The organism is Jatrophihabitans sp. sgz311053 (assembly GCF_056135305.1).
Genome location: NZ_JBWAXP010000001.1, coordinates 27,753 through 47,192, shown reverse-complemented (window position 1 = coordinate 47,192; position 19,440 = coordinate 27,753). Strand labels below are relative to the sequence as shown.

The following is a 19,440-nucleotide window of genomic DNA, read 5'->3' as shown; positions in this document are numbered from 1 at the left end:
GGTGTTGACCAGCCGGTCGGGACCGGCCGCCGAAGGACTCGCCGGCCTCGCCGCCGAGGTCGCCGGCAGCGGCACCGGAGTGGAGGTCATCGCCTGCGACGTGGCCCGTCGCGAGCAGGTTGCCGGGCTGCTGCACCGGATCGACGCGACCGGTCCGGCGCTGAGCTCGGTGCTGCACTCGGCGAACACGGTCTACGTCACGCCGCTGGCCGAGACCGACACCGACGGGCTGTCGTCCTCGCTCGGCGCGAAGGCCGGCGGCGCCGACCATCTCGACGAGCTCACCGCCGACCGGGACCTCGACGCCTTCGTCCTCTTCTCCTCCATCGCGGCGACCTGGGGCAGCAACGACCACGGCGCCTACGCCGCGGGCAACGCCCACCTCGACGCCCTGGCCGAGCGCCGCCGCAGCCGCGGCCAGCGTGCGACCGCCATCGGTTGGGGCGTCTGGGACACCCGCGACTGGGCGGCGGTGGACGCCGTCGCCGACCAGCACAAGCCCGGCTCGGTGACGCCGGCCAAGCTACTGCGGCAGGGCGTCAGGTTCCTCGACCCCGACCGCGCGCTCACTGCGCTCGGCCAGGCGCTGGACGAGGACGAGCCGTACCTCGCCGTCGCCGACGTCGACTGGCGACGCTTCGGCCCCGTCTTCACCGCCGCCCGGCAGCGCCCGCTGCTGGACCTCATCGTCGAGGCGCGCGAGCCCGCCGCCGCCGAGGAGGAGAGTGGCGAGCCGGTGTCGGCGCTGGCTGCCGAGCTCGTCGTCGCCGAGCCGGCGCAGCGGCTGCGGACGGTGCTGGAGCTCGTCCGATCCCATGCCGCCGCCGTCCTGGGGCACCCCGACGCCGCCGAGGTCCCCGCAACCCGCGCCTTCCGCGAGCTGGGTTTCGATTCGCTGACCGCGGTGGAGCTGCGCAACCGGCTCGCCGCCGCGACCGGACTCACCTTGCCGTCCACGCTGATCTTCGACTACCCCACCCCGACCGGTCTCGCCGGCGAGCTGGTCGGCCGCCTCGTCGGCAGCGTCGGTGGTGTCGCCGGCGCCGCCGCCCCGGGCACCGTCGCCACGCGCAGCGTCGCGGACGACCCCATCGCCATCGTCGGGATGGGCTGCCGCTACGCCGGCGGCATCACCGACCCGGAGGCGCTGTGGCAGCTCCTGGTTCGCGGTGAGGATGCGATCTCGGGGTTCCCCACCGATCGGGGCTGGGACACCGAGGGTCTCCTCGACCCCGACCCGGACAACCCGGGGACGTCCTACGTCGCCGAGGGGGGCTTCCTCACCGGGGTCGCGGACTTCGACGCGGAGTTCTTCGGCATCAACCCGCGCGAGGCGCTGGCCATGGACCCCCAGTCGCGGATCCTGCTGGAGCTGACCTGGCAGACGCTGGAGCACGCCGGGGTGAATCCTGACTCGCTGCGCGGCTCGGCGACCGGCGTGTACGTCGGGGCAGCCCCCTCGGGTTACGGCTCGATCATGGCCGGTGACGAGGCCACCGAGGGCTACCTCATCGTCGCCAACACCGGCAGCGTGCTCTCGGGTCGGATCTCGTATGCGCTGGGGTTGGAGGGGCCGGCGGTCACGATCGACACGGCGTGTTCGTCGTCGCTGGTCGCGTTGCACCTGGCGGTGCAGGCGTTGCGGTCGGGGGAGTGCGATCTGGCGCTGGCCGGTGGCGTGATGGTGATGGTCGACCCGAGCGAGTTCGTGGGCTTCTCGCGGCAGCGGGTGCTGGCTGCCGACGGTCGTTGTAAGGCGTTCGCCGCGTCGGCGGACGGGATGGGGATGGCCGAGGGTGCCGGGATGCTGCTGGTGGAGCGGCTCTCGGACGCGCGCCGCCACGGCCATCAGGTGCTCGCCGTGGTCAAGGGCAGTGCCGTCAACCAGGACGGCGCCTCCAACGGGCTCACCGCCCCCAACGGGCCGTCCCAGCAGCGGGTCATCCGGGCCGCGCTCGGCGACGCCGGCCTGACCGGTGCCGATATCGACGTGGTCGAGGCGCACGGCACCGGCACCGCGCTGGGCGATCCGATCGAGGCGCAGGCTGTTCTCGCCACGTACGGCCAGGAGCGTGAGAGCCCGGTGCTGCTGGGGTCGGTGAAGTCCAACATCGGCCACAGTCAGCAGGCGGCCGGGGTCGCCGGGGTGATCAAGATGGTGCTGGCGCTGCAGCACGGCCACCTGCCGGCGACACTGCACGTGGACGAGCCGACCCCGCACGTCGACTGGACCGCCGGTGCCGCTGAGCTGCTCACCGCCGGCGCCGAGTGGCGGCCCGGTGATCGCCCCCGCCGGGCGGCGGTGTCGGCCTTCGGGATCAGCGGCACCAACGCGCACGTCGTCCTGGAGGAGGCACCCGAGGCGGAGCCGGCGACGACGGTCGCACCGGTGGCCTGCGTGACGGGCGCCGCCGTCCTGACGCTCAGCTCCCGTACCCCGTCCGGGCTGCCCGCGCAGGCCGCGAGGCTGCGGGACCACCTGCTGACCCACCCCGAGGCCGACCGCGTGGACCTCGCCTGGTCGCTGGCCACCACACGGGCCCGCTCGGACCACCGAGCCGTGATCCTCGGCGATCCGATCGAGGGGCTGTCGGCCCTGGCCGAGGGACGGTCGGCCCCCGGCGTCCTCACCGGCACGATCAGGCCGGGCGCGCGGGTCGGGTTCCTCTTTGCGGGGCAGGGCAGTCAGCGGGCCGGGATGGCGCGTGAGCTGTATGAGGGCAGTGCGGTCTTCGCGGCGGCGTTCGACGAGGCTTGTGGGTTGATCGAGGCCGAGTTGGGTCATGAGATCCGGGGTGTCCTGCTCACGGATCCCGCCGCTGATCCCGGTGCGGCTGAGCGTGTTCGTGACACCTTGTTCGCGCAGTCGGGGCTCTTCGCCGTCGAGGTCGGTTTGCTGGCGCTGTTGGCTGCTGTCGGGGTCGTGCCGGAGGCGGTTGCCGGGCATTCGGTGGGTGAGATCGCTGCTGCGCACGCCGCCGGTGTGCTGTCGCTGTCTGACGCGGCGCGGCTGGTGGCTCATCGGGCCCGGTTGATGCAGGCGCTGCCGGCCGGGGGTGCCATGGCCGCCATCGCGGTGGCCGAGGACGAGCTCGGCCTCCTGCCCGTGGGGGTCTGCCTGGCCGCGGTCAACGGTCCGGCCTCGGTCGTGGTCTCCGGTGATCAGGATGCTGTCAGCGCTTTGGTCGAGCAGCACCGTGAGCAGGGGCACCGGGTCCGGATGCTGCGCGTCAGCCACGCCTTCCACTCCCACCACATGGACACCGTCCTCGACGAGCTGACCGAGATCGCCGCCGGCCTGACCTACCGTGCGCCGCGAGTCCCGTGGGCCACGGCGCTCGACGGCACCCTGGCCGACACCCCCGACGCCGGCTACTGGCGCGACCAGGCGCGGAGCGCGGTCCGCTTCGCCGATGCGGTCGAGACCCTCGCCGCCGACGGCATCGACGTCTTCGTCGAGCTCGGCCCCGACGGGACGCTCACGGCGATGGGGCCCGGCATCCGTCCCGGCGCCGAGTTCGTGGCGACCCTGCGCGCCGACGTGCCGGCGGTCGACGCCGTGCTCACCGCCCTCGGCCGCCTCGACGTCGCCGGCCTGCCGGTGCGGTGGGACGTGGTCACCCCTGGCCGGCGCGTGCCGCTGCCCACCTACGCCTTCGAGGCGACTCGCTTCTGGCCCGCCCACATCCACCGGCGCGGTCACGGCGAGCCCGGTCCCGCCACGGTGGCCGATTGGCGCTACCGGATCGAGTGGGAACCGGTCACGCTGCCCGCCGCCGAGCTCACCGGCCAGTGGCTGGTCGTCGGCGGCGACGGCGCCGATGGCTCCGCCGACGCCGTCGAGGTCGTCGCGGCGCTCTCCGCTGCGGGGGCCGCCGTCCGCCGGTGCTCGCTGACCGAACTGGCCGACCTGGTCCGGGACGCCGACATCGAGCTCGCCGGGCTGCAGGGGATCGTCTCGCTGCTCGCGCTCGACACCACCGCGGTCGGTGACTCCCCGGCGCTCACCCGCGGTCTGGTCGACACGCTGGCGCTGGTCAACCTCGGCGTCGACGCGCCGCTCTGGGTCGTCACCGGCGCGGCGGACGATGCACGTCACGCTCCCGTCTGGGGGTTGGGCCGGGTGGCCGCCCTCGAGCACGGATCGCGCTGGGGCGGCCTCGTCGAGCTCGGTGCCGGGGCGGACGTCGCCGATCTCGGCCGGGTGCTGGCGGGCTCGGCCCGGCAGTCGGAGGACCAGCTCGCGCTGCGCGCCGACGGCGTCCACGTCCGCCGGCTGCAGCGGGCCGGCGCCGCGCCGGCCGCGACACCCTGGATCCCCCGCGGCACCGTGCTGGTGACTGGTGGCACCGGTGGGGTGGGCGGGCACGTCTGCCGCTGGTTGGCCGAGCGCGGCGCCCCCCGCCTGCTGCTGACGAGCCGTCGCGGTCCCGCCGCACCGGAGGTCGCCGCGGCGGTGGCTGCCCTGGCCGGGGCCGGCACCGCGGTGTCGGTGGTGGCCTGCGACATCGCCGATCGCACCCGACTGGCTGGCCTGCTCGCCCGCGTCGACGACCTCAGCGCCGTCGTCCACGCGGCCGGCGTCGGTCAGGCCGTCCCGCTCGGCGAGCTGGACACCGACGGGCTGGCGGAGTCGCTCGCCGCGAAGGCGGACGGCGCCGCCTGGCTCGACGAGCTGACCGGCGACCTGGACCAGTTCGTCCTCTTCTCCTCCATCTCGGCCACCTGGGGAAGCGCGATGCAACCGGGATACGCGGCCGCCAACGCCTACCTCGATGCGCTCGCCCTGGCCCGGCGCGACCGCGGGGAACCCGCGACCTCGGTGGCGTGGGGGGTATGGCGCGGGGCCGGCATGGGCGCTGGCGAGGCCGCCGAGCAGCTGCACCGCTTCGGCCTGGTCGCGATGGACCCCGCCCGCGGCATCCGCGCGCTCGCGCAGGCCGTGGATGCCGGCGAGACGACGATCGCGGTCGCCGATGTCGACTGGCCGGTCTTCGCGCAGACCTTCACGTTGCGCCGGCCCAGCCCGCTGCTCACCACCGTCCCCGACGCCGTCGCCGCGTTGGGTGCTGCGGCCCCGACGGCGAGCGGCGACGCGTCGGTCGGCTTCGCCGCGACCCTCGCCAGCCTCGCCCCGGCGGAGCGGCAGCGGCGGCTGCTCGACCTGGTCCGGGCGGAGGCGGCCACCGTGCTCGGGCACCGCGGGGCGGAGGCGGTCGGCGACGAGCGACCGTTCACCGAGCTGGGCTTCGACTCGCTCACCTCCGTCGAGCTGCGCAACCGGCTCGTGGCGGTGACCGGACTGGAGCTGCCCAGCACGCTGGTCTTCGATCAGCCGACCCCGGCCGCGATCGCCGGACTCCTCGACCGCGGCTTCGGCGGCGACGACGACGGTGGACCCGCCGGGGTCCTGGCCGGCCTCGACCGCCTCGAGGCGGACCTCGACCGCCTGGACGACCAGGCCCTGCGCGACGACATCCGACGACGCCTGCGCGGCATCCTCGCCGGCCTCGAACCCGCCTCCGGTGACGACGGCGCGATCGAGTTCGACTCCGCCAGCCAGGACGAAGTCTTCACCTTCCTCGACAACGAATTCGGGAGCCTCTGATGGAGAGTCAGGACAAGCTTTTCGACTACCTGAAGAAGGCCTCGGCAGAGCTGCAGGAGACGCGACGCCAGCTGCGCAGCATGCAGGCCGACCAGCGTGAGCCGATCGCGATCGTGGGGATGGCGTGTCGGTTGCCGGGTGGGGTGTCGGGTCCGGAGTCGTTGTGGGGTGTGGTCTCCGGTGGGGTGGATGCGGTGGGTCCGTTTCCGGCTGATCGGGGGTGGGATCTGGGTGGTGGTTATGCGCGTCGTGGTGGGTTCGTTTATGGGGCGACGGAGTTCGATGCGGAGTTTTTCGGGATTTCGCCGCGTGAGGCGTTGGCGATGGATCCGCAGCAGCGGTTGTTGTTGGAGGTGTCGTGGGAGGCGTTGGAGCGGGCGGGGATCGAGCCGGGTTCGCTGAAGGGCTCCCGCACCGGCGTCTTCGCCGGAGCCTCCTCGGCCGGGTACGGGATGGAGTTGGCCGGGGGTGACAGCGGCGCCGAGGGTTACCTCATGACCGGCAATGCCGGCAGCGTCATCTCCGGACGCGTCGCCTACACCCTCGGCTTGGAGGGCCCCGCCGTCACCGTCGACACGGCGTGTTCGTCGTCCTTGGTGGCGTTGCATCTGGCGGTGCAGGCGTTGCGGGGTGGCGAGTGTGGGTTGGCGCTGGTCGGTGGTGTGACGGTGATGGCGACGGCGGGGACGTTTGCGGAGTTCTCGCGGCAGCAGGGGTTGTCGGCTGATGGTCGGTGTCGGTCGTTTGGTGAGGGGGCTGACGGGACGGGCTGGGCTGAGGGTGCCGGTGTGTTGGTGGTGCAGCGGTTGTCCGATGCGCGGCGGGCGGGTCGGTCGGCGTTGGCGGTGGTGTCGGGGACGGCGGTGAACTCCGACGGTGCCTCCAACGGTCTGACCGCCCCCAACGGCCCGTCCCAGCAGCGCGTCATCCGCTCCGCCCTCGCCGCCGCCCGCCTCAACCCGGCCGACGTCGACGTCGTCGAGGCTCACGGCACGGGGACGACGTTGGGTGATCCGATCGAGGCGAACGCGGTGATCGCGACCTATGGGCGGGATCGGGAGCGGCCGTTGTGGTTGGGGTCGTTGAAGTCGAATCTGGGTCATACGCAGCAGGCGGCCGGGGTCGCGGGTGTGATCAAGATGGTGGAGGCGTTGCGGCACGAGCAGTTGCCGCGGACGTTGCATGCCGAGCAGCCGAGTTCGAAGATCGACTGGGATGCCGGTGCGGTGCGGTTGCTGCAGGAGCCGGTGGCGTGGCCGGCCGGTGAGCGGCGGCGTCGGGCCGGGGTGTCGGCCTTCGGGATGAGCGGGACCAACGCCCACGTCATCGTCGAGGAGGCACCCCCGGCCGAGACGACCGAACCAGCCGGCACCGAAGCGGCGACGCCGGGGTCGGGGCTGCTGTCAGGTACGGCGGCACCCTGGCCGCTGTCGGGCCGCTCCGCCGTGGCGCTCGCCGCCCAGGCCGGCCGCCTGCAGGACCACCTCGACCCGGACGTCGACCCGGTGGATGTCGGCTTCTCGCTGGCGACGACGCGGACGGCGTTCCGGTATCGGGCGGTGACGCTCGCCGGGGCGGGGCTGACCGAGTTGGCGGCGGGTCGGCCGTCGCCGTCGGTGGTGACCGGCGTGGTGCCGGCTTCGTCGGCTGGTCGGACGGTGTTGGTGTTTCCGGGTCAGGGGTCGCAGTGGGTGGGGATGGGCCGGGAGTTGGCGGCGGCCTGTCCGGTGTTTGCGGCTCGGTTGGCGCAGTGTGGTGCGGCGTTGGCGCCGTTCACGGGCTGGTCGTTGGACGAGGTGCTGGACGGCAAGCTCGGGTTCGAGGCGGCGGGGGTGGTGCAGCCGGCGTTGTGGGCGGTGATGGTGTCGCTGGCTGCGGTGTGGGCTGCGGCGGGGGTGGTGCCGGATGCGGTGGTGGGTCATTCGCAGGGTGAGATCGCCGCCGCGGTCGTCGCGGGACGGTTGTCGCTGGTTGACGGTGCGCGGGTGGTGGCGTTGCGGTCGCGCGCGTTGGCGCGGATTGCCGGTGCCGGGGGGATGGTGTCGATCGCCGCGTCGGAGCAGGCCGTCCGTGAGCTGGTCGCGGGGATCGCCGGGGTGTCGATCGCGGCGGTGAACGGTCCGGCCGCGACGGTGGTCTCCGGCACCCCCGAGGTCCTGCAGCAGGTTGTCGCGGCTGCTGAGTCGGCGGGTGTGCGGGCGAAGGTGATCCCGGTGGACTACGCCTCGCATTCCCCGCAGGTGGACTTGCTGCGGGAGGAGATCCTCACCGACCTGGCCCCGATCACCCCGCGGGCGGGGGAGATCGCGATGGTCTCCTCGCTGACCGGTGAGCTGCTGGGTGAGGACGACATGCTCGATGCCGGGTACTGGTTCCGCTCGCTGCGGGAGCCGGTCCGGTTCACCCGGGCGATCGACACACTGTCCGGATCAGGTCACCACAGCTTCATCGAGTGCTCCCCGCATGCGGTGCTCACCGGTGCGATCACCGACACCCTCACCGCCACCAACAGCGACACCGGCAGCGACGCCGGGAGTGACGCCGGTAGTGATGCGGTGGTGATCGGGACGCTGCGCCGCGACGACGGCGGAGCTGACCGGATGCTCACCTCGCTGGCCGAGGCCTGGACCCGCGGCCTACCCGTCGACTGGACCAGCGTCCTCACCCCCACCAAGACGGTCGACCTCCCCACCTACGCCTTCCAGCGCGAGCGCTTCTGGCCCACGACGACCGCTCCCACCCCCGCCGCCGACGACTGGCGGTACCGCATCTCCTGGACGCCGCTGATCACGCCGGACGCCGCCGCGCTCACCGGTCGCTGGGCCGTCGTCGGCTCCGGTCCGCAGCATGCCGACGTCGTCGCGGCACTGCGCGACCACGGTGCCGAGGTGAGCGAGACGACCGTCGAGGCGTTGCCCGCCGACGGGCTGGCCGGCATCGTCCACGTCCCCGCCGATGACGGTCTGGCCGACACCTTGCAGCTGCTGCAGGGGCCGTCCACCGCCCCGATCTGGGTCGTCACCCGCGGGGCAGTGGCCGTGCTGCCGACCGACACCCTCCCCGCCGTCGAGCAGGCCCGGGCATGGGGATTCGGTCGCGTCGCCGCCCTCGAGCTCCCGCAGCGCTGGGGCGGCCTCGTCGACCTGCCCGGCACCGTGGACGACGAGATCGGGGCCCGGCTCTGCGCCGTCCTCACCGGCGACGAGGACCAGGTCGCCCTCCGCAGCGACGGTACGTACGCGCGACGGCTGGTGCCCGCCCCGGCGGTCCCGGCTACCCGGCGCTGGCAGCCGCGCGCGGCGACCCTGATCACCGGGGGCACCGGCGCCATCGGCGGCCACGTCGGACGGTGGCTGGTCGGCCGCGGCGCTCGGGAGCTCGTCCTCGCCAGCCGGAGCGGTCCGGCGGCCGGCATCGCCCTCGCCGCCGAGCTGGCGCAGGCCGGCGCCGATGTCCAGGTCATGGCGGTCGACGTCGCGGAGCGTTCGCAGGTGGCATCCCTGCTCTCCCGCGTCGACATCTCCGCCGTCGTGCATGCGGCCGGCGTCGGCGCGGGCGGGCCCCTGGGCGAGACCACCCTCGCCGACCTCGAGCACGTGACCCGGGCCAAGGTCGCCGGTGCCGCCCACCTCGACGAGCTCGGCGGGGACCTGGATGCCTTCGTTCTCTTCTCCTCCGGAGCGGCGACCTGGGGCAGCGGCGGGCTGGCCGGCTACGCCGCGGCCAATGCCTACCTCGACGCCCTCGCCGAGTCGCGGCGGGCCCGCGGCCTCGCCGCCACCTCCATTGCCTGGGGACTCTGGGGCGGCGGCGGCATGGTGGGCGCCGAAGCGGAGTCGCAGCTGCGCGGACTCGGCATGCGGGCCATGGACCCGGCTCGCTGCATCGACGAGCTCGCGCAGGCGCTCGATGCCGACGAGGCCACCGTCACCGTTGCCGACGTCGACTGGCCCGCCTTCACCGCCACCTTCACCCTCCACCGCCCCAGCGCGCTGCTCTCGGAGCTGCCGTCGGTCGCCGGCGAGAAGCCGGCCTCGGACGACCGCGGCGCGGGCACCGAGCTCGCCCGGCGGCTGGCGGGGTTGCCGCCTGCCGAGCAGCAGCGCGAGCTCACCGAGCTGGTCCGTGCCGAGGCCGCGGCCGTCCTGGGCCGCGCCGACGCCACCGGACTGGAATCACGGCTCGCCTTCAAGGAGCTGGGCTTCGACTCCCTCACCGCGGTAGATCTGCGCAACCGGCTCGCGACCAGGAGCGGCCTGACACTGCCCTCGACGCTGGTCTTCGACCACCCCAACGCGGCGGCCGTCGCCGACCTGCTCCGCCGGGAGCTGACCGGTCAAGGCACCGTCACCGACGACACCCCGATCCCCGCCGCCGTCGACGGCGAGCCCCTCGCCATCGTCGGCATGGGGTGCCGTTACCCGGGCGGCGCCACCTCGCCCGAGCAGCTGTGGGAGCTGCTGGCCGCGGGCACCGACACCATCGGCGCCTTTCCGACCGACCGCGGTTGGGACGTCATCGAGCAGCGCTACGGCGACCCGGACGCCGACTACCTGCGGCAGGGGAACTTCGTCTACGACGCCGCCGACTTCGACGCCGACTTCTTCGGCATCAGTCCGCGCGAGGCGCTGGCCATGGATCCGCAGCAGCGGATGCTGCTCGAGGTCTCCTGGGAGAGCCTGGAGGACGCCGGGATCGATCCTCGCTCGCTGCGCGGGTCGCGGACCGGTGTCTTCGTCGGCGCCACCTACGCCGGCTACGGCATGGGCCTCGAAGGTGGCGACAGCGGCGCCGAGGGGTACCTGATGACGGGCGGACTCACCGCCGTCATCTCCGGTCGGATCTCCTACACGCTCGGTCTGGAAGGCCCCGCCCTCACCGTCGACACGGCGTGCTCGTCGTCGCTGGTGGCGCTGCATCTCGCCGCGCAGGCGCTGCGATCCGGGGAGTGCTCCATGGCGCTGGCCGGTGGCGTGGCGGTGCTCTCCACCCCGGGCGCCTTCGCCGAGTTCTCGCGGCAGCAGGGCATGGCTGCCGACGGCCGTTGCAAGGCCTTCGCCGAGGGTGCCGACGGGATCGGCTGGGGCGAGGGCGCCGGCGTGATCGTGCTGGAGCGCCTCTCCGATGCGCAGCGGAAGGGACATCGCGTGCTGGCGGTGCTGCGCGGCTCGGCGTCCAACTCCGACGGCGCGTCGAACGGGTTGGCGGCGCCGAATGGTCCGTCGCAGCAGCGGGTGATCCGGGCAGCGCTGGCCGACGCCGGACTCGGCACCGACGACATCGACGCCGTCGAGGCCCACGGCACCGGCACCTCGCTCGGCGACCCCATCGAGGCCAACGCCCTCATCGCCACCTACGGACGGGATCGAGAGCGGCCGCTCTGGCTGGGATCGGTGAAGTCGAACATCGGTCACACGCAGACGGCGGCCGGGGTGGCCGGTGTGATCAAGATGGTGCAGGCGCTCCGCCACGAAGAGCTGCCGCGGACGCTGCACGCTGATGTGCGCTCCGAGCGCATCGACTGGGATGCCGGCGACGTCCGGCTGCTCACCGACGCCGTCGCCTGGCCCGCCGGAGAGCGTCCGCGGCGGGCCGGCGTCTCGGCCTTCGGCGTGAGTGGGACGAACGTCCACGTGATCGTGGAGGAGGCGCCGGCTGCTGCGGTGGCGGTGCCGGCCGGGGTGCCGTCCGGAGTGCCTGAGGCCGGGGCCGAGATCGCGGCGCCGTTGGTGGGGGCGGTGGCGCCGTGGCTGGTGTCAGGTCGTTCGGTGGCGGGGTTGGCGGGGCAGGCGGGGCGGTTGCGGGAGCACGTGCTGTCTCGGCCGGAGCTCTCGCCGGCTGAGGTGGCGTGGTCGTTGGTGGTGTCGCGGTCGGTCTTCGAGCATCGGGCGGTGGTGCTGACCGGTGCTGCGGGTGCTGCGGGTGCTGCGGGTGCGGCGGGTGCTGCGGGTGCTGCGGGGTTGGCGGCGGTGGCGACGGGTCAGCCGTCGGCTTCGGTGGTGACCGGTGTCGCGCCGTCGGCTGGTGCCGGCCGGACGGTGTTGGTGTTTCCGGGTCAGGGGTCGCAGTGGGTGGGGATGGGCCGGGAGTTGGCGGCGGCCTGTCCGGTGTTCGCGGCTCGGTTGGCGCAGTGTGGTGCGGCGTTGGCGCCGTTCACGGGCTGGTCGTTGGACGAGGTGCTGGACGGCAAGCTCGGGTTCGAGGCTGCGGAGGTGGTGCAGCCGGCGTTGTGGGCGGTGATGGTGTCGCTGGCGGCGGTGTGGGCTGCGGCGGGTGTGGTGCCGGATGCGGTGGTGGGTCATTCGCAGGGTGAGATCGCCGCCGCCGTCGTCGCGGGACGTCTCTCCCTCAATGACGGGGCGCGGGTGGTGGCGTTGCGGTCCCGCGCACTCACCCGGATTGCCGGTGCCGGGGGGATGGTGTCCATCGCCGCCTCCGAGACCCGGGTGGCGGAGCTGACAGCGGGGATCGCCGGTGTGTCGATCGCGGCGGTGAACGGTCCGGCGGCGACGGTGGTCTCCGGTGCGCCCGAGGTCCTACAGCAGGTTGTCGCGGCCGCTGAGGCGGCGGGTGTGCGGGCGAAGGTGATCCCGGTGGATTACGCCTCCCATTCCCCGCAGGTCGATGCGCTGCGGGAGCAGATCCTCACCGACCTGGCCCCGATCACCCCGCGGGCGGGGGAGATCGCGATGGTCTCCTCGCTGACCGGTGAACTCCTCGGCGAAGACGACATGCTCGATGCCGGGTACTGGTTCCGCAGCCTGCGGGAACCGGTCCGATTCACCCGGGCGATCGACACACTCTCCGGATCAGGTCACCACAGCTTCGTCGAGTGCTCCCCGCATGCGGTGCTCACCGGTGCGATCACCGACACCCTCACCGCCACCAACAGCGACACCAACAGCGACACCGGCAGTGACGCCGGCAGTGACGCCGGCAGTGACGCCGGCAGTGACGCGGTGGTGATCGGGACGCTGCGCCGCGACGACGGCGGAGCCGACCGGATGCTCACCTCCCTGGCCGAGGCCTGGACCCGCGGCCTGCCCGTCGACTGGACCAGCGTCCTCACCCCCGCCCAGACGGTCGAACTCCCCACCTACGCCTTCCAACGCCGCCGGTACTGGCCCCGAAGCGCCCCCGTCCCGCAGACCCCCGCGGACGCTGCCGAGTCGCGCTTCTGGGACGCCGTCGACCACGGCTCAGGTCGCGAGCTGGCCGAGCTGATCGGCTGCGATCCGGCCGGTGTGGACGACCTGCTTCCGGCCCTGGCCGACTGGCGGCGGCGCGAGCGTGCCGACTCCACTGTCGCCGACTGGCGCTACCGCATCGACTGGACGCCGGTCGCCGACACCCCGGCCGTCCTCACCGGCACCTGGCTGGTCGTGGGTGATGCGGCCACAGTTGCCAACTGCGCCGCGGCCGTCACTGCCCACGGTGGTGAGGTCGTCACCGTCGACCTCACCGACGCCCCCGCTCTCGAGAGGAGCGAGGCGGCGTCGCGGCTGCGCGGTCTGCCGCCGCTGGCCGGTGTCCTCTCCGCGCTCGCCCTGGACGAGACACCGCTACCCGAGTTCCCGAATGTGGCGCGTGGCGTCGCCGCGACCCTCACCGTCGTCCAGGCCCTCGGGGACGCCGGCATCGACGCCCCGCTCTGGACACTCACCCGTGGTGCCGTCGGCACCGGCCCGGACGACGTGCTCACCAGCCCGGTGCAGGCACAGGTCTGGGGGCTGGGCCGGGTCGCCGGCCTGGAGCACCCGTCCCGCTGGGGTGGACTGATCGACCTGCCGCCGAGCTGGGACGCCCGCGTCGCCGACCGGCTCTGCACCGCGCTGACGGGCCGCGAGGACCAGGTCGCGGTGCGGCCCACCGGCACCCTGGTGCGCAGGCTCGTCCGCGACACCACCCGGCGGGCGACAGGCCCGGCCTGGACCCCGCGGGGCACTGCCCTGCTCACCGGCGGCACCGGCTCCATCGGCGGCCGGGTCGGCACCTGGCTCGCCGATCGCGGCGCCGAACGCGTCGTGCTGACCAGCCGGTCGGGGCCGGCCGCCGAGGGCGTCGCCGCGCTCGCGGCCACCGTGGCCGACCACGGGTCGACCGTGGACGTCGTCTGCTGCGACACCGCTGATCGGGACGGCACGGCGGGTCTGCTCGCCACCATCGAGCGCACCGGTCCCGCGCTCAGCTCGGTGCTGCACTCGGCCAACGCGGTGTACGTCACCACGTTGGACGACACCAGCATCGAGGGGCTCTCGGTCTCGCTCGGTGCCAAGGCGGCCGGCGCCCGGCACCTCGACGAGCTGACCGCGCAGCTCGACCTGGACGCCTTCGTGCTCTTCTCCTCCATCTCGGCGACCTGGGGCAGCAACGACCACGGCGCCTACGCCGCCGGCAACGCCTACCTCGATGCCCTCGCCGAACAGCGCCGTGCCCGCGGCCTCCGCGGCACCTCCATCGCCTGGGGGGTCTGGGACACCCGGGACTGGGATGCCGTCAACGCCCTGCTGGAGCAGCGTCCCGGCAGCGTCACCCCCGAGCGACTGCTGCGGCAGGGCGTGAACTTCCTCGACCCGGAGGGTGCACTCACCGCGCTCGGCCAGGTGCTGGACGACGACGAGACCTTCCTGGCCGTCGCCGACGTCGACTGGGCGCGCTTCGCCCCGGTCTTCGGCGCCGCCCGCGAACGTCCACTGCTGGAGCGGATCCCGCAGGCCCGGACCGTCACCGACGACGACCCCGCTCCCGCCGCCAACGCGCTCGCCGCCGCGCTGCGCGACGCCTCCGCCGAGGAGCGGCTCCGCCGTGTCACCGGCCTCGTTCGCGACCACGCCGCCGCCGTGCTCGGCCACGACTCGGCGACCGGCATCGCCTCCGGCCGCGCCTTCCGCGACCTGGGCTTCGACTCGCTCACCGCGGTGGAGCTGCGCAACCGGATCGCCGGGGCCGCCGGGCTCACGCTGCCGGCCACCGCCGTCTTCGACTACCCCACCCCGGCCGTCCTCGCCGGCGAGATCGTCAACCGCCTCTTCGGCGTCCCCGCCGGGACCGAGCCCGTCCGGACAGCCGCCGACCCGGCAACCGATCCGGTCGTCATCGTGGGGATGGGCTGCCGCTATGCCGGCGGCCTGGAGGGCCCCGAGGCGCTGTGGACGATGCTCGCCGAGGGGCGGGACGCGATCACCGGCTTCCCTGCCGACCGCGGCTGGGACACCGAGGGTCTCTTCGATCCCGACCCGGACAATCCGGGGACGTCCTATGTCGCCGAGGGGGGCTTCCTCACCGGGGTCGCGGACTTCGATGCGGAGTTCTTCGGCATCAGCCCGCGCGAGGCGCTGGCCATGGATCCGCAGCAGCGGATCCTGCTCGAACTCTCCTGGGCCACGCTCGAACAGGCGGGCATCGACCCGCAGAGCCTCCATGGCTCGGCCACCGGTGTCTTCGCCGGCGCCGCGCCGTCCGGCTACCTCGGCTCCGGGGACTTCGACGGCGTGGAGGGGCACCTGATCACCGGCAACACCGGCAGCGTGCTCTCGGGTCGGATCTCGTATGCGCTGGGGTTGGAGGGGCCGGCGGTCACGATCGACACGGCGTGTTCGTCGTCGCTGGTCGCGTTGCACCTGGCGGTGCAGGCGTTGCGGTCGGGGGAGTGCGATCTGGCGCTGGCCGGTGGCGTGATGGTGATGGTCGACCCGAGTGAGTTCGTGGGCTTCTCGCGGCAGCGGGTGCTGGCTGCCGACGGTCGTTGCAAGGCGTTCGCCGCGTCGGCGGACGGGATGGGGATGGCCGAGGGTGCCGGGATGCTGCTGGTGGAGCGGCTCTCGGACGCCCGTCGGCACGGCCATCAGGTGCTCGCCGTCGTCAAGGGCAGTGCCGTCAACCAGGACGGCGCCTCCAACGGGTTGACGGCGCCGAATGGTCCTTCGCAGCAGCGGGTGATCCGGCAGGCGCTTGCCGGGGCGGGTCTGTCGCCGGCCGACGTGGATGTGGTGGAGGCGCACGGCACCGGCACCGCGCTGGGCGACCCGATCGAGGCGCAGGCCGTCCTGGCCACCTATGGCCAGGAGCGTGAGAGCCCGGTGCTGCTGGGGTCGGTGAAGTCCAACATCGGCCACAGCCAGCAGGCGGCCGGGGTCGCCGGCGTGATCAAGATGGTGCTGGCGCTGCAGCACGGCCACCTGCCCGCGACACTGCACGTGGACGAGCCGACCCCGCACGTCGACTGGTCGGCGGGCAAGGTCCGGTTGCTGACCGAGGCGGTGGAGTGGCAGCGCGGTGATCGCCCCCGCCGGGCGGCGGTGTCGGCCTTCGGCATCAGCGGCACCAACGCGCACGTCGTCCTGGAGGAGGCGCCCGCCGAGGGACCGGACGAGACGGGCCAGGGGACGTCGGACGACGCGCCGGAGCGCGCTGCGGCCGAGGTCCCGGCACCACCCGCCCTCGCCACCTCGGCGTGGCCGCTCTCGGCTCGTTCGGCGACCGCGCTGGCCCGCCAGGCCGGCCGGCTCGCCGATCACCTGGCCGCCCACCCCGAGCTCGCGCCCGCCGACATCGGTTACTCGCTGGCGACCACCCGCGCGGCCCTGGAGCACCGGGCCGTCGTGCTGGGGGATCTGCGGACCGGCGTGACCGCACTCGCCGAGGGTCGCTCCGTGGCCGAGGTGGTGTCGGGCGTCGCCCGCGCCGGGGCGCGGGTCGGTTTCCTCTTCGCGGGGCAGGGCAGTCAGCGGGCCGGGATGGCGCGTGAGCTGTACGAGGGCAGTCCGGTCTTCGCGGTGGCGTTCGACGAGGCCTGTGCCGTGATCGAGGACGAGCTGGGTCGTGACATCCGGGGTGTCCTGCTCACGGATCCCGCCGTCGATCCCGGCGCGGACGAGCGCGCTCGCGACACGCTGTTCGCGCAGACGGGGCTCTTCGCCGTCGAGGTCGGTTTGCTGGCGCTGCTGGCTGCTGTCGGGGTCGTGCCGGAGGCGGTTGCCGGGCATTCGGTGGGTGAGATCGCTGCTGCTCACGCTGCCGGTGTGCTGTCGCTGTCGGACGCGGCGCGGCTGGTGGCTCATCGGGCCCGGTTGATGCAGGCGCTGCCGGCCGGGGGTGCCATGGCTGCGATCGCGGTGGCCGAGGACGAGCTCGGCCTCCTGCCCGCGGGGATCTGCCTGGCTGCGGTCAACGGTCCGGCCTCGGTCGTGGTCTCCGGTGATCAGGATGCTGTCAGCGCTTTGGTCGAGCAGCACCGTGAGCAGGGGCACCGGGTCCGGATGCTGCGCGTCAGTCACGCCTTCCACTCCCACCACATGGACCCCGTCCTCGACGAGCTGACCGGGATCGCCGGCGATCTCACGCTGTCGCCGGCCCGCATCCCCTGGATCGGTGCGCTGGACGGTGCTCCGGTGGAGTCGCCCACGGCGTCCTACTGGCCCGAGCAGGCACGGCGTCCGGTCCGCTTCGCCGACGCCGTCCGGAGCATGAGCGCCGCCGGCGTCGAGGTCTTCCTGGAACTGGGACCGGACGGGGCGTTGTCGGCTCTCGGCCCGGCCATCGCCGCTGACGCCGACTTCGTCCCCGTCATGCGCAAGGACACCCCCGCCGTCGCCGCGGCCTCGACGGCACTGGCCCGGGCCTGGGTCCGCGGGGTTCCGGTCGCCTGGTCCGCGCTGGGCGGTCGTCCCGTCGCGCTGCCGACCTACGCCTTCGACCGGCGCCGGTTCTGGCCGAAGCCCCTCGCGGCGAGCAGTGGTCCCGGCCCGGCCGGCAGCGATGGCGAGACGCGGTTCTGGGACGCCGTCGCCCGCCACGACCTGGCCTCGATCCACGAGTCGCTGGATCTCGCCGCGGAGACCCCGCTGGCCGAGGCGTTGCCGGTGCTCGCCTCGTGGCACGAGAGCGAGCGGCGTGACGCCGCCTCCGACCGGTGGCGCTACCGCATCGGCTGGGAGGCCCTGCGCGAACCTGCCCGCACCCCGCTGGCCGGGACGTGGCTCGTCGTCGCCGACCCCACCCGCGACGACGGTCCCTGCGTCGCGGCCCTCACCGCGGCCGGCGCGACGACACGCCTGCTGCGGACCGCCGAGCAGGATGTCGCCGCGCTGCGGGAGCTGCTCGGCGACCAGGCCGCCCTCGACGACGTGGCGGGCGTGGTCGTGCTACCGGCCGGCGGCGAGGCGTCGATCGACGGAGTCGACGAGGTCCCCGTCGGGGTGGCCGGGACGCTGGCGCTGCTGCAGGCGGTGCTGCCGGCCGGCGCCGAGGCGCGGACGTGGGTGCTGACCTCCGGCGCCGTCGCGCTGCCCGGTGAGGTAGTCGCCGACCTCGGCCAGGCTCAGCTCTGGGGCCTGGGACGTGTCGCCGCGCTGGAGTTTCCGCAGCAGTGGGGCGGCCTCGTCGATCTGCCGGTCGACTGGGACGCCACCACGGCGACCGCGCTCTGCGCAGTCCTCGGCGGCGTCACCGGCGAGGACCAGATCGCGATCCGTCGCAGCGGACTCTTCGGGCGGCGCCTCGAGCGCGCCCCCCGACCGGCCCGGCCTCGCCGCTGGCAGCCACGCGGCACCACGCTGGTGACCGGCGGCACCGGCGGCATCGGCGGCCACGTCACCCGCTGGCTCGCCGGCCGCGGGGCCCCCGCGCTGACCCTGACCAGCCGCTCCGGACCGGCTGCGCCGGGCGTGGCCGGCCTCGTCGCGGATCTCGCCGACGCCGGCACCGAGGTCACCGTCCTCGCCTGCGATCTGGTCTCCCGGGCGCAGGTCCGGGCGGTCCTGGACCGCTGCGAGGACCTGGCCGCCGTCGTGCACGCGGCCGGTATCGGTCAGACCACCCCCCTCGTCGCCACGACGCCGGCCGAGCACAGCCAGGTCGTCGCGGCGAAGGTCGCCGGCGCCCGCTGGCTCGACGAGCTCACCGCTGACCTCGACGCCTTCGTGCTCTTCTCCTCCATCGCCGCCACCTGGGGCAGTGCGTTGCAGCCGGCCTACGCCGCCGGCAACGCCTACCTCGACGCGCTGGCCCACAACCGGCGCAGCCGCGGCGCCGCGGCCACGTCGGTGGCGTGGGGACTCTGGAGCGGCGCCGGCATGGGCGCCGGCGCGGCGGGCGAGGAGTTCGCCCGTCGCGGCCTCGGCATGATGGCGCCGGAGGTCGCGGTGGCCGCGCTGGCGCAGGCCGTCGACGGCGGTGACGTCGCGGTGGCCGTCGCCGACGTGGACTGGACGCGCTTCGCGCCGACCTTCGCCGTGCAGCGGCCGAGCCCGCTGCTGGCAGGACTGCCGGAGGCGCAGGCGGCGCTCGCGACCGAGCCGGTGACCGCGACGCCCGAGGCGGGCCTCGCCCGGCGGCTCGACGGACTGGGTCCCGCCGAGCAGGAACGCCTGCTCGTCGACCTGGTGCGCGGCGAGGCCGCGGCCGCGCTCGGCTACGCCGCCGGGGAGCAGGTCGACGCCGACCGTGCCTTCAAGGATCTCGGCTTCGACTCGCTCACGGCCATCGAGCTGCGCAACCGGCTCGGCGCGGCCAGCGGGGTCACGCTGCCGGCCACCGTCGTCTTCGACCACCCCGCCCCGGTCGTGCTCGCGCGATACCTGCGCTCCCTGCTGACCGGCGACGAGGCGGACGTCCCGCTCGGCGAGCAGCTGGATCGCTTCGAGGCGCTGCTGGCCGGCCTGGACCCCGACGACACCGACCACGAGCTCGTGGCCGCACGGCTGCAGCGGGTGCTGCAGTCCTGGACGGCGCGGCGGAGCGACCCGGGTGTTCAACACGTCGCCGGTCGCATCAGTGACGCGAGCGACGACGAGATGTTCGAGTTCATCAACCGGGAGCTGGGCCGGTCCTGA

2 protein-coding genes (1 of these 2 cut by a window edge) are annotated in these 19,440 nt (G+C 73.9%); both read left to right on the top strand.

The window, feature by feature from the left end:
* Nucleotides 1–5,608, top strand: the 3' portion of a protein-coding gene (locus tag AC0NZQ_RS00045; RefSeq protein WP_474527559.1) for a type I polyketide synthase. Its footprint begins 3,698 nt before the window's first position; the window shows 5,608 of its 9,306 coding nt (coding positions 3,699–9,306); its start codon lies off the left edge, out of view; it ends in the stop codon at nucleotides 5,606–5,608.
* Nucleotides 5,608–19,440: a type I polyketide synthase gene (locus AC0NZQ_RS00040; RefSeq protein ID WP_474527558.1), complete on the top strand. Its 13,833-nt coding sequence runs from the start codon at nucleotides 5,608–5,610 to the stop codon at nucleotides 19,438–19,440. Before AC0NZQ_RS00045 ends, AC0NZQ_RS00040 begins: the two co-directional genes overlap by 1 nt.